The sequence below is a fragment of the Ochrobactrum sp. AN78 genome (assembly GCF_029909885.1).
Classification (GTDB): domain Bacteria; phylum Pseudomonadota; class Alphaproteobacteria; order Rhizobiales; family Rhizobiaceae; genus Brucella; species Brucella quorumnocens.
In genome coordinates this window covers 26,220-39,215 of sequence record NZ_JASAMU010000020.1, presented here as the reverse complement: position 1 = coordinate 39,215, position 12,996 = coordinate 26,220, and the positions used below count along the sequence as shown (strand labels likewise).

The window sequence follows — 12,996 nt, the reverse complement described above, 5'->3', positions numbered from 1 at the left end:
GCCGGCACCGGTCTTGGTGAAAGCGCCTGTGCCGGACAACGCCGAAGAGACAGTAAAACTGTTATTGGCGTCAACAATATCAAAGCCGCCGCCATGAGACCCAAAATCGATGCTGCGCTGGGTCTCCTCATAGTCGGTTCCGGTCACCTGCAAGGTGCCACCATCAAGCGTCAAGCCGCCCGATACTACGCCAAGATTGGTGTCCTGACTGACCGAAATGGTTCCCGCGAGAAGCGTGGTCCCGCCACTATAGGTATTGCGACCACTCAGCGTCAGGATGCCGGGGCCTTGCTGGGTTAATGCTCCGGTGCCACTGATCACGCCTTCGAGCGCGGTGAGGCCAAGATTGGCGACAACCAGGCTGGCATTATTGACAACATCTCCGGAAATCAGCCCATCATGCCCAACCGAGCCGGATCCCAATCGCAATGTTCCTTCCGAAATCACCGTCCCGCCCGAATAGCTATTGGCCGCAGCAAGAATGACGGTGCCGCTGCCGGTCTTGGTCAAAGTGCCCGGCGCAGCACCCAGATCGCTAACACTGTTTGCAAGCGTGAGTGTGTTGCCACTGGTCGCAGCAAGCGCGCCCCCTGCCCCCGACAGGCGCACGGCACGGTCGGTTGTCAGATTCGAAGTTGCTTCAAGCGTGCCCCCCGCAAAGCGCAGATCGCCGTTTATATTGCCAAGATTGTTGTCGGCAGAGACCGAAAGCGTGCCAGCATCAATATCGGTGCCACCCTCATAATGATTGATCCCCGATAAAACCAATGTACCAGCCCCGGTCTTGGTAAGCTTGCCACCGTAAACGGCGACAGTTCCAATTCCCTGGCTGATCGTGAAGACATTATTCGCGTCCGCAATGTCAAAGCCGCCGCCACCCGCTTCCCAGATGATGTCGCGCTGCGTTGACGTCATGCTGGTGCCGGTCATCTGTAACGTGCCGCCGTTAAACGTGAGAGTGCCCGCCGCAGCTCCCAGATTGTCCTCCGCAGACACAGAGAGCGTTCCCCGAGAGAACTCCGTGCCGCCGGAATAGCTGTTGCTCTGTGTCAGCACGGTCGTGCCGGTTCCGTATTGGCCGACAATACCTGTCCCGCTGATGACATTATTGACCGTGAACAGATCGGTGCGTCGAAACACCAGATAACCATGATGGGTCGCATCGCTTCCAGTACTGATGCTGGCGGTCCCCAGGTCACCGCTGGCGCCATTACGACCCAGTTCAAGAACGCCCCCGGTGATCAAGACAGCGCCGCCGAAGCTCGAATTATCGCCGGTCAGCGTTGTGTCTCCGGCGATCTGATTGATGGTGCCGCTATCGGGCGATTGCGCTGCACTGGAAATCGAAGCGTCGATCAGGAGGCCATCTGTATGATTGAAGTTGATGGCGCTGTCGCCGGGGCCAAAGACCACATTGCCGGAAAACGTGCCGCCGGCTGCCGCCGCCTGTCCAGGGGCAGCACCGATGTTGAGACTGCCCTTGCTGTCATTGGCAGACCCACCGGCCAGTGTGAGTGTGCCTACGCTTAAAACACCGCCACCGGAGAGCGTTATCGACCCCTCACCGGCATTGCTGATACTGCCTGTCTGGGCTGTGACTGTGGATCCCCGACCACTGATCAGCACCGAACCATTATTGGTCGCACCAGCAGTGTATTTTTTCCCGATATCGAGCACATTTGCGGTCACTGCGCCACCATTGACGACCCTCAGCGTTCCGGTGCCATTCGCACCCACCCATAAGGTGTCGGTGGCGGCCACTGTCGAGCCAACGCCATCCACGCTGAGCGTGCCGATCGACCCTGTGTCGGCGCCCACCATCAGTAATGAAAATCTCCCGTACCGCCGCGTGTGAAGCTGAGCTGTCCGTTGCCATCTCGTGCGATAAGACTCTGCTGCGCCGTGTCTGTAGCGATCAGTTTGGCACCCGCGCCATCCACCGTGATGATGCCCGTGGTATTCGGGTTGTCGGCAACCACCACCGCCCCGGCCTTGACGACGCCGCCGCCGTTAATCTGCAGCGTGCCGCGGGTCTGCACACCGACTTGCAGGTCATCGCCATCCAGATCCCAAAGGGCAGGATGGGTGCCAGGAACGGTCTCGGTTGTGCCGCCGTCAATAGAATAATTGGCCGCTGATGCAGGTGGCGCCTGGGTCAGCACCAGGGCTAAGGCCGAGACACCTGCCAGCAGGAGATCGCGCTTTTTTTGCGGGGTGAGGGACTTGCGACGCATGCAACTATCTCCGTTTGGGAGGCGTTCTCCTCCACAAAATGTCCAGATTCTGAACAGAAGCCGGCCTGCGGCTCCCTGCATTGTCTGTTATTTTTACTTGCAAATGAATAATAAGAGCGAAAGATGCTTATAAATATTTTCTTTATGGAAACATTCCATATCACTTACATATCTCTCTACTGCACTGATATAGAAATATATATGCATTTTTATATATTAGGCATCCGTTATATTTCCTTTCGATTGTTTCCAAAATCAGAAATATCTTTCGTTCTATTTATAACAAATCATTAGAGTTTTAAATCCATTAATTTGGCGATCTATATTTCGTTTTACTTATTGCTAAGATATTGGATAGCGCAATGAATGGCGAAGCGGTATGCGCGCTTTATAGAATGAAAATCCGCTCGCCTTGAAAAGGCCGTACCGCAGAAGCACCGTAAAATCTGCCATAAAATCAGATAGTCAGCATTGGTCCTGATCCTGCTGGTGACGCGCGCGACGCCACCCCAGGATGACGAAAGCCAATTGCACCCACCTGCCCCTGAACCGACCCGGCGCAGACACGGCAGTTTGGCAAAGAGATCAAGCAAGCTGGTCGGCGCGGCTGTTGCGAATCACGGCTGCCCGATCACTTGTCCCGCGACGCAAGGAGAGCGCTTTAAACCCTGGCGTGCGCCTGCGGTGGTTAGCCGTGCTTGTCGCTGTCATGGTGATTGACCCGCGCGGCTGGGATGGGTTGAGGCGATCAAGCGATAGCGAAGGGTGCATTGTGCCCCCGCATCCGTTTTTGTGAGACATTTTTTTCACGGCATTTGCCTTCGTGGGATTGGCTATGCGCCGCCCCACAAGAAAATGGGATTTTCGATCATGAAACATTTGCACTAACAACGGGGATTTCAACCAGATCTCTGGAGAATGAACTGTCCATTTATCGCACTGCTCATCCGCTGTTTCTGTTCTTGTTGATAATGTTTCCGCTCAGCCTGCCAGCACTGGCGGCGGGCGCTGATTGCAGCAGCAAGGCTAACGCAATCATCAACCAGGCCTATCCAGTAAAACGAGATGATAATGGCTATCTTCGCTGGGGCGATTACACCATCGAAGACACGACCGAAACCTGGCCTGTTGCCGGATTGCGCTGCGCAGAGGGCGACCACGTCCACGATCCCTGGATTGTGGCGGTGCCGCTGACATTAGACGTGGGTGAAGAGGGCGCGACCGGTGATGTCGAACTTCTTTTGACCGATGAGAGCCATCGTGTGGTTTCGGCGCGACTGCGTCTGAACAAGGCGTTCATGCTGGAGGCCGGCGAGAGTTTTTTAGTGGCGGTTGCGCAGCATCAGGATGGCACGGACGCCAGCAAGCGGATCTTCACTTTGACGAAGATCACGCGCAATGATTGGACTGGCGGCGTTGCTCAAAAAAGCACTGACTACCATCTGGTTGGGGACAAGCTTGTGGCATTTTCGAGCGCGGTAAAATAACCCGCATCCTGTGGTTTTGCTGCCAAGGCGTTGGCGCGTGAATTCGCAAGAGCGACCCTTGACCTTTATGACATGTTTTGCGGGTTGCGCGCGTCCGGCTTTTGCGGGCTGCGCGTATCTGGCTCACAAAATCTTGTCGGGCTTTTCCGCGCGCTGTTCTTGGTCCGAATGCGCGGGTCCGGTCTTGCCGTTCGAAAACAGGAACAGGGTGATCAGGGCGAAGATCATGATGATGATGGCGACATCAAAAGCGTTGACAGCGCAGGCGATTCCGATCGCACCGGTTGCCCAGAGGCTGGCCGCTGTTGCTGTCCCCTTGACCGAAGTGCTCAGCCGCAGGATGGCGCCGCCGCCGATAAAGCCCATGCCAGTGATCACCCCTTCGATGATGCGCGCCAGCGCTTCCGGATTGTCGGTGGTGATCCCTTCGGTTGCCTGGACAAAGCCGCAACTGGCGACGGCGACGAGCGGGAAGGTGCGCAGGCCCGCGCTGCGTTCCTCGCGTTCGCGATGAAAGCCAATCGGAAGCGCCAGAATATAGGCGGCAGCCAGCGTAATAATATGTGGCCAGACATTGAAATTATCGGAATTGAGCGCTTCATGCAGCGCCGAATAAAACTGATCCATCTGTGACCTTCCCTGCTGGTGGGACATCAACGAAGATGTTTGAAGAACGTTCCCAGAGATCGCTCGGATCAGAAAAGTCGCAGCGGTGGATCTGTCAGCCTATGGTCGCTTCGGCGCGGCGGAACCTGTGCCTCACGTCTTGCAGTGACAAGCGGCAGTCCTTGCAATTGCAACAAGCGCAGATGCCTTTGGGTCGCGCGGCTTGAACACTGCGCAACCTGACTTTTTTTGACTTCGCGGCGGTCCGCAACAGCCGCTGCCGCGCGCCAAGGGGCCCTCCCGCATGTGGATCGCAGGCGTTCATTGTCGTCATCAAAGAGCCCGGCATCAAGTGCGGGAGGATTGCAACGCGGTTCTTTCTAGGATGAGCGGGCCATCATCACGGCTCAACTCTTCATGAAACGCAGCGCGCGCAGGATCTCGAAATAATCGGTCGTTTCAAACAGCACGGATCGGGGACCGTTGCTATGGGCATTTGGATAGAATGACGCGCGATAGGCATCACAGGGATTGTTGAATTCAAGGATCAGGCGAAGCTGTTTGGCAATGGCCGGCGGCGTAATTTCAGCACTCTTCTGGACAGCTGCCTCTGCCGCTGCGGCAATCGCCACGCGCGCTGCGGCCGGCGCTATCGACAAGGCGGCTGCGCCATAACCGGTCAAGGTTTCAACCGTCGCTATCCCGCCCACCAGATCCTGCGCATCGTGACAGATACCGGCGTCGCCGCTCACCAGCAGCGATGGCACCTTGTAGCGCGCCGCGCACAGCGCGTTGATGGTGAATTCGGAAACCACCGCATCATTGAGAATGAGCCGGGAAATCCGCAGATTGAACGTATGGGCCAGCGGATTGGCTTCTGTTCCGGCTTTGGAGTGATAACCGATATAGAAAGCGCCAGAGAAGCTGTCATCAAGACCGAACATCATCGAATCCGGATGACCAGACCAGCCGCGCACGATCTGGGCGTAGTCTGGCAGCCGCTCGAGGATCAGATTGCGACCGCTGTCATGCGCATCTTTGATCAGGATCTGGGTGGCGCCGCCAGCCCGCGCGCCGTGACAGGCCGCCACCACTTCCTCCGTCATCAACGCTCTGAACTCCTGGTAATCGGCGTGACCGTGTTGCGCCTCGTCCCAAGACAGGATCCCGGCAGTGCCTTCCATATCGGCTGAAATGAACAGTTTCATGTTTTCTCCTTACGCGACAGGTTGATGGCAGTTTTTGTGCTTGGGGCAATCAGGCTGGCATCAGGCTGGCGACGCCGCGTCGATAAAGGCGTCAAAGACCCGCAATCCGGGATGGGGGCGCTGCTGCGCGCCGCCATTCTCATCGCTGTGGCGGGCTGAATACATCCGCTCGGGATGCCATTGCAGTCCGACCGCGAAGGTGTGGCCAGGCACCTCAATCGCTTCAACAACGCCGTCGGAAGCGCGGGCGGCGACGGTGACTGCATTGGATATTTCGACAAGCGCTTCGCGATGAAACGTGTTGACGCTAAAGGAAGCCGAACCCAGCATGGAGCCGATCCGGCTATCGGGATCGACCAGCACGTCATGGGTGAGCGCGCTGCTGTCGTGGAGAAGACCGCCGGGCCTATGGCTGCTGATATCGGAGACCATCCGGCAGCCATTGAGACAGCCGAGCATCTGCATGCCGTTGCAAATCCCCAGCACCGGTTTATCCACGGCAAGGAAACCCTGCATCAGGGCGCTTTCGATTGCCAGGCGGTCGGAGGCCGGGAAAGCGGATTGGTCACCGTCGATATACCACTCGGTTGGAAATTGGATCCGGCCGCCGACACTGAGGAATCCGTCGAAATCCGCGATCACCTGTTGGACAATTCCGCCAAGATAGGGAATGCCATAGGGAATGCCGCCGGCGCGCGCGATGGCCTCGAAATAGTGCTTTGAGATGTCGTAGCGATCGCCGCCGGCGCCGGTGTTTTCATCCATGATGACGGCGATCTGCGGCCTGCGCCGTTTGTTTGCTAGTGTGCTTGGTGCCATGCTGTCCTCCGCATTTTAGTGTGGCAATGATGCGTTTAGCTGCGCCTGAGCCAGTCGGCCAGGGACGGACGGAAATTGCCATCACGCCCGGTGAGCGCCTCGGCCTCACACATCGAATTGAGCACCGCCTCCTGGGTTGCTTCGGCTGCGGCGCGAAACAGGATATCGATCCGGTTTTCATGGATGACTTCCATCGGCACGATGTCACGGGTCTCGTCGTGGTCGATCGACTGAGCGGTGGAGAAGCCGACCGCAATATCGCCACTGCCGTGGCCCCAGAACGCACCGAGCCGCGCCAGGCCAGCGCCGCAGCGTTTGACGATACGTTTGAGCTGACGATGTTCAACAGGCGTATCGGTGGCAAGCACCACAATGACCGACCCCTTTTCCGGCTGGGCATCAGCCTGCGGGCAAGGCCGTCTGCCATCGGGCAGGATCAGATCGCCAGCCCGGCCAAAATTCGTCAGCGCCAGAATGCCCAGATGATGATCCTTGCCATTGAGTTCAAAACGGCGCGATGCGGAGCCGATCCCCCCTTTGAAGCCGAAGCAGCTCATCCCGGTACCGGCACCGACATTGCCCTGTTGGACATGGCTTTGTGCGGCTTGCAGGGCAAGCTCGGCATGGTGTTCGCTCACCGCCATCGCCTGAATATCATTGAGCGGCCCGTCATTGCATTCCAGTACGACCGCATTGACGGTGGCGGTGCTGCGACCGATATCAGGATTAGATTTTATGGCCTGCCTGATCAGCGCATTGGTGCAGCTTCCCACACCAAAGCTGTTGGTGAGAAGAATGGGCGTTTCCAGCTGCCCGAGCTCCTCGATCTGGATCAGGCCAGCGCTTTTCCCAAAACCGTTGATGATTTCACATGCGGCGACGAGCTTTTGCCGGTAGAGATTTCCGCCATGTGGAACGATGGCGGTCACGCCGGTATTGATTGCACCATTGCCGCATGCCGGATGGCGCAATGTGTGATGGCCAACGCGGACACCGGCGACATCGGTGATCCTATTGTTGCGGCCTGTGGGCATGGTGCCACAGATCAGACGAAAATCGCGGGCAGATGCCATGATGCCTGTCCTTGTTGTTTGCGAAACCTATCCGCTGATAGAGCCGGCGTCAAAGCCGACCGGCTTCGATGATCCGTTTTAGAAACGCCTTGGTGCGTTCGCCTTGCGGATTGCCGAAGATCTGGGCCGGGGGTCCCTCCTCATAGACCTTGCCGCTTTGCAGGAAGCAGACTTTATCCGCCACTTCGCGTGCAAAGCCCATTTCATGGGTGGCCAGCACCATTGTCATGCCCTTTTGAGCAAGATCGCGCACAATGTCGAGCACTTCGGAGACCAGTTCCGGGTCAAGCGCCGAGGTGATTTCGTCGAGAAGCAACAAGGTCGGATCCATCATCAAAGCGCGCACAATCGCCACCCGCTGTTGCTGGCCGCCCGACAGGCGGTCCGGATATTCACCGGCCTTATGGTCGAGGCCGATCCGCGCCAGCAGACTGCGCCCCTTTTCCTGAGCTTGTCGTGCGGGAACCCCGAGAACGCGGATCGGACCCAGGGTGACATTTTCCATCACCGTCATATGTGGGAACAGATTATAACCCTGGAACACGATACCGATTTCCCGCCGCAGCAGATTCAGTTCGACACCGGGACCGGTGACGCGATCGCCATGAAGTCTGATTTCACCTTGATCGATCGTTTCCAGACGATTGATGCAGCGCAACAGGGTGGACTTGCCGCAGCCAGACGGCCCAATCAGGCAGACGACCTGATGGTGTTCAATATTCAGGCTGATGCCCGAGAGAACCTCAAGAGCACCATAGCGCTTGACGGCCTGGTCGATTTCAACGAGTGCCATGATTTTTCCTTACAGGCCCGAACGCATTTTCCTGCGGTCCCGCTCGATGAGGCGATCGACAAAGCGGGCCTGCGGGATGGTGATGAGAATGAACAGCAGGGCGACCGTGGTGACGGCGGACAGATTGAAGTAGTTGCTTGCAATGATCTTGGACTGGTTGAATGCGTCAATGGTGCCGATGATCGCCACCAGCGCAGTGTCCTTTTGCAAGCTGATGCAATTGTTCATCAGCGGCGGAATGATGCCGCGCACAGCGAGCGGGATAACGACGTGGCGCATGGTGCGGCTATAGGACAGACCCAGCGAGCGAGCGGCGGCGATCTGGCTTGGATGCACGCTTTCAATGCCGGAGCGATAGACTTCCGATGTATAGGCGCCATAGGTCAAGGTCAGCGCGATGATCGCATAGGCGTTTGATGACAGATCCTTCAAGATCGGCAAGCCGGTGAGCGGCAGGCCAAAGCCGATCAGATAGATGGTGATGATGGCCGGCAGGCCGCGAAACAAATCGCTGTAGAAGGTTGCAATGAGGCGGATGGGCCGTCCGGCCTTTCCCGGCAGCGTGCGGGCAATGGCGATGACCAGCGCCCAGACCAGGATCAGCACCGCCGCAACCAGGAAGATGAGAATATTGGTGCCGAAGGCCTTGATGACCGTTGGTGCGGATCGGATGATCAGGTTGACATCAAAGAAAGTGCGGCTGACTGCGGCATCATTGACAATGAGAAACCAGGCGCCGGCACAAAGAAGCAGCATGGCGATTGCGTAGGAAATGGCCTGCCAGGAAACATCGGAGGCCCTGGCACCCCATGCGCGCCCCTGATAGATATCGGTTGCAACACCTGCGGCTTGCGCGAGCCTGAGGCTTTGAAAGGCGAACCACAGGATCAGAAGTGGCGGCGCAAGCATGGCGATACCGGCACTGAGCACCGGTAGCGCCTGCCAGCCCTGCAGCAAGGTGAAGGTTGCGACGCTGTAGATGGTCTGCGCGGTGGCGAGCAGGGTGAGAAAGGCAAAGGCGAAGGTCAGCCAGGCGCGGCCAATATGTGTGCGGACCGTATTTTTGGCCCGCCACAGCCGGGCCCGTTCGGCACTGACGTCGGGGGTCGGATGAGACATAAGCATTCTCGCAGAAAGTTGCAGGGCATCTCTCTGGGAGATGCGCTGCGATGAGGGCGAAATCACGGGGGCGGGCGGCGGTGAACCGCCCGTTCAGCCCGGTGTCAGGGTTGCCAGAGTGGGACATCAGCGGGGGATGTTCCCCAGGAGGGCAACAGATAGCTGGCCTCAAGCGTTCGCAGGGTTCCGTCCTTGCTCATATCGCTGATCAACTGATCGATGACCGCCTTGTTTTCGGAGCCCTTGGGATAGATCCCTGCGGTTTCTCCGCCCGAATGATATTTGCCGACCACCGCAAGCTTGCCATTGGCGTTCTTGACCTGTCCCAGAATGATGGAAAGGTCGGTCATCACAGCGTCAACCTTGCCGGCGGCCAAAGCCGTGAACATCGAGGCGGTGTCATCGAACACATCGAGGCTTTTGACCTGCAGCACGTCTTGGGCGAAAGGCACCAGAGTGGTGCCGGCCTGAGTGCCGATGCGCGCATTTTTGATCTCGGTCTGGCCGATCTTCTTATCCGAACGTGCCGCCACGCCGTAATCGGAATTCATGTAGGGCGCGGAGAAGTCGACCACTTTGCGGCGCGGTTCGGTGACGGAGATGAGCGCCAGGGCAATATCATAATCGCGGTTCTGCCCGGCGACGATGGAATCAAAGGATGCATTGACGAGCTTGACCTTGTTGAGTCCCAGCCGATGTGCGATGTTGACGGCCATGCAGAATTCGTAGCCGTCGCGGATGGTTTCAGGCGTGTCACCATTGAACTGGCCGAGTGCCGGCAAATTGATGATGACGGTCAATTGTCCGGCAATTGCCGGATGGATCTGCGCCGTCGCCTGCTTGCCCAGCAAGGGGCAATCGCCATAGCCTTCGGTTTCGGCCGCAGCGCTGAGTGGCATGAGCGCGAAGCCGGCCAAAAGCATGCTCAAGGTCAGTGTGATGATTGATTTTTGTTTTTTCATGTTCCCCTCTTGCTTTCATTTTTTTGAGGTTAGAGACCGGGTTTGACCGGCGAGCGTGCGAGCTTCAGATAGACCTCCTGAAGCCTGCGGGTGACCGGTCCGGGCCGGCCATCGGCGATGGTGTCGGCCTTGATGCCGATCACCGGCGTGACAAAACTCGAGGCGCTGGTGAGGAAGGCTTCGCTTGCGGCCTTTGCCTCATCGATTGTGAACAGGCGCTCCTCGATGCGGAGATTGTTTTCTGCGGCGATTTCAAGCACCGCGCGGCGCGTGCAGCCGGGCAGGATGACTTGGGAATTGGGGCGGGTGATCAGAACATTGTCTTTGGAAAGGATGAAGGCGGTGGATGAGGCGCCTTCGGTGACAAATCCGTCCTGCTCCAGCCAGACCTCGTGATAGCCCTGCTCCCTGGCTGTTTTTTTGGCCAACACCTGGGCGAGGAGCATGATGGTCTTGATATCCCTGCGTGCCCAGCGGGTATCGGGGGCGACATCGACCCGGACGCCATCGCGGATGGCGGCATTGTTGGTCAGATCTTTTGCCTGGGTGAACATGACGAGATTGGGCGTGATGGCGGATGGAGCGACGAAATCGCGTTCAGCCTCGCCACGGGTGATCTGGATATAGACCACGCCCTCACGCAATTGATTCTTGTCAATCAGCGCGATCTGCGCCTGGCGAAGTTCCGCAAGCGGAAGCGGCAGAGCAATATGGATTGCCTGAACAGAGCGGTTGAGGCGGGCGAGATGGAGATCATTATCGATCAACTGACCGTCGATCACCGCGCTGACTTCATAGATTCCGTCGCCAAACAGAAAGCCGCGGTCAAAGACAGAAATTCTGGCCGCATCCGGTTCGACAAATTGTCCGTTGAGATAAATGACTCTTCCCAAGCTTGCACCTCCGGCCCATTGCATTTGTGATGGCTGGAGGCTAGGAGAAAACAAAACCGCTGGCCAATGCTATGTTTTGCAAGCATTATGCAAAAATTGCATATCGTACCGTCACCATGGAAATGGCCGTTACGGGTCGTGTGACAAGGGGTTGAAATATCCCCGAGGAGACGTATGGAGACGCGGCGATGGAACTCAAATGGCTCGAAGATTTCATCGCGCTTGCCTCCACGGCGAGTTTCTCGCGGGCAGCGGCGGCCCGGCATGTCACCCAGTCGGCCTTTTCCCGTCGCATCAAGCAGCTTGAGGTGTGGCTGGATGTGACGCTTGTCAACCGCGCGACCTTCCCGGCTCAACTCACGCAGGAGGGCAAGGCCTTTCTGGTTGTGGCCGAGGAAACGGTTCGTCAGTTCTATGTGACACGAGAGAGCCTGCAGGCAAACCGGCAGGGGTTGAGTGCAGCGGTCAAATTTTCTGCCTTGCATACGTTGACAGTGACGTTTTTTCCCGGCTGGCTGCAAGAACTTGCGGTGGAAACCGGTGCAATCCGTTCGCAGCTGGTGCCCGATCGGGGTGGTTTTGAGGATAATATCGCCACGCTGAGTGAGGGAGAGGTGGATTTCTTCCTGACTTATGCGCATCCATCTGTACCAACCTTCATCGACAAGGAGCGCTTTCCCTCCGTCGTTCTGGGCGCCGAGAGGCTTATTCCGGTATCGCTGCCTGTTGCGAGCGGACCTGTTCTTGATCATGCGATTGCCACCGGAACAGCCGTCGCTTATCTTAGCTATGGTGAATTTTCGTTTTTTGGCGCAGCTCTTGCCAAGAAATTCGCGGCCCGGCCGGGCTTTTCGCGCAAGGTCGTGCATGAGAATACCATGTCAATTGGTTTGAAGGCAATGATGCAGGCGGGCTGGGGCATGGCCTGGCTGCCCGAAAGCCTTGTTGAGGAGGAACTGCGTCGGGGAGAGATCGCGCTTGCCTCAACCGATCCCTATTGGAATCTGACCGTTGAAATCCGCATTCTCCGGCACCAGTCGCCGCTTTCGTTTCGTGCGGAGACGATCTGGAAGCATTTGACGATGCGCGCTGCGCCCGCGTGAAAACAGGCGCCGAAGCGGCGGTTTTCACGCGGGAATTGTGATGGATGCGCCTGGCGGCGGATGGAGCGCGAAGCCAGATGCTATCAAAAACTGCGGGCTGCGCTGATTGCTGGACAAGACTGAACAGGGCATGGAGCGACCGCGGCAGTTCGGGTGCTTCAATCAACAAGACGCTAACGTTGCTGGCGGTTATAGGATTGACCCGGATCGAGGCTGTTCCGATTGCCGGCATGTTCAATCTCCTCAACCAAATGGCTTTTCGCCTTCGTGAGAGATCGGTCGATCCACGCTGGTTCAGATTTCTTGCGAAGCGGGCAAGCGGTGATTTCGTTGAGCTGGAATGCCACGTGCGGCGGCGGCGGTCGGCGTTTGGGCGAATGCGAGAGGGAGCGCGGATGAGGAGAGCGCGACCGCTGAACAGAAGACCAGGATGCTGCGCCTGCTTACGGCGGTCCACCGCGACCCTTTGGCTGTTTCATGCGCGTTGTTGTGCCCGATCCCGTTCATGCCTGCGATCTTGGCGATACCGCTGACCTCAAGCGGGTGTATTGTTGAGCAGAAAGAACATCACCCCGACGATCATGGCCGCGATCAGCACGGCTGCCACAATCGCTGCTGTTGCGTCGCTTTTTCTTCGGTCATCCTGTGTCACCAGCATTTTCCTTTGTTTGAAGTGGAACAGCCCGGCTTCTGAACACT

General features: G+C 57.5%; 13 protein-coding genes. 3 read left to right on the top strand and 10 right to left on the bottom strand.

Translation table 11 applies throughout. From position 1 onward, the window contains the following. Both QBD00_RS22860 and QBD00_RS22855 read right to left on the bottom strand, forming a co-directional pair. Positions 1-1,821: beta strand repeat-containing protein (locus QBD00_RS22860; RefSeq protein ID WP_318580608.1), on the bottom strand; the 1,821-nt coding region annotated here is incomplete at its 3' end. Beyond that, entirely contained in the window at positions 1,821-2,234 is a 414-nt protein-coding gene (locus tag QBD00_RS22855) for a hypothetical protein (protein WP_318580607.1), read from the bottom strand. The genes QBD00_RS22860 and QBD00_RS22855, both read right to left, overlap by 1 nt. 770 nt (positions 2,235-3,004) lie before the next feature. Between QBD00_RS22855 and QBD00_RS22850 the strand changes: the two genes are divergently transcribed. Then, positions 3,005-3,721 (top strand): hypothetical protein, encoded by a 717-nt coding sequence (locus QBD00_RS22850; RefSeq protein ID WP_318580606.1) that lies wholly within the window; start codon positions 3,005-3,007, stop codon positions 3,719-3,721. A 123-nt stretch (positions 3,722-3,844) separates the two neighbouring features. Here the strand turns inward: QBD00_RS22850 and QBD00_RS22845 are convergent, their stop codons facing one another. The 8 genes from QBD00_RS22845 to QBD00_RS22810 form a co-directional block, all read right to left on the bottom strand. Next, on the bottom strand, positions 3,845-4,348 hold the full coding sequence (locus QBD00_RS22845; protein ID WP_151094262.1) for an MgtC/SapB family protein: 504 nt from the start codon (positions 4,346-4,348) through the stop codon (positions 3,845-3,847). Positions 4,349-4,734: 386 nt separating this feature from the next. Beyond that, positions 4,735-5,535 carry a M55 family metallopeptidase gene (locus tag QBD00_RS22840; RefSeq protein ID WP_191793575.1) on the bottom strand — a complete coding sequence of 267 codons (801 nt, stop codon included), beginning with the start codon at positions 5,533-5,535 and terminating at the stop codon, positions 4,735-4,737. 60 nt (positions 5,536-5,595) lie between these two features. Further along, positions 5,596-6,354, bottom strand: a complete 759-nt coding sequence (locus tag QBD00_RS22835; protein ID WP_151094258.1) for a gamma-glutamyl-gamma-aminobutyrate hydrolase family protein — start codon at positions 6,352-6,354, stop codon at positions 5,596-5,598. Between the two features lie 35 nt (positions 6,355-6,389). Further along, a complete protein-coding gene (locus tag QBD00_RS22830) occupies positions 6,390-7,430 on the bottom strand; it encodes a P1 family peptidase (RefSeq protein WP_151094256.1) in 1,041 nt (346 codons plus the stop codon). A gap of 46 nt (positions 7,431-7,476) precedes the next feature. Then, complete coding sequence (locus QBD00_RS22825; protein ID WP_318580605.1) at positions 7,477-8,220, bottom strand: amino acid ABC transporter ATP-binding protein; 744 nt, start codon at positions 8,218-8,220, stop codon at positions 7,477-7,479. 9 nt (positions 8,221-8,229) lie between these two features. Then, a complete protein-coding gene (locus QBD00_RS22820; protein ID WP_151094252.1) occupies positions 8,230-9,339 on the bottom strand; it encodes an amino acid ABC transporter permease in 1,110 nt (369 codons plus the stop codon). Positions 9,340-9,443: 104 nt separating this feature from the next. Further along, positions 9,444-10,301, bottom strand: a complete 858-nt coding sequence (locus tag QBD00_RS22815) for an ABC transporter substrate-binding protein (RefSeq protein ID WP_191793576.1) — start codon at positions 10,299-10,301, stop codon at positions 9,444-9,446. Positions 10,302-10,330: 29 nt separating this feature from the next. Further along, positions 10,331-11,194, bottom strand: a complete 864-nt coding sequence (locus QBD00_RS22810; RefSeq protein ID WP_318580604.1) for a D-amino-acid transaminase — start codon at positions 11,192-11,194, stop codon at positions 10,331-10,333. A 188-nt stretch (positions 11,195-11,382) separates the two neighbouring features. Here QBD00_RS22810 and QBD00_RS22805 point away from each other — a divergent pair, with 188 nt between their 5' ends. Further along, positions 11,383-12,297: a LysR family transcriptional regulator gene (locus QBD00_RS22805; protein WP_151094246.1), complete on the top strand. Its 915-nt coding sequence runs from the start codon at positions 11,383-11,385 to the stop codon at positions 12,295-12,297. Positions 12,298-12,637: 340 nt separating this feature from the next. Continuing rightward, complete coding sequence (locus tag QBD00_RS22800) at positions 12,638-12,991, top strand: hypothetical protein (protein WP_151094244.1); 354 nt, start codon at positions 12,638-12,640, stop codon at positions 12,989-12,991. Positions 12,992-12,996 lie beyond the last annotated feature (5 nt).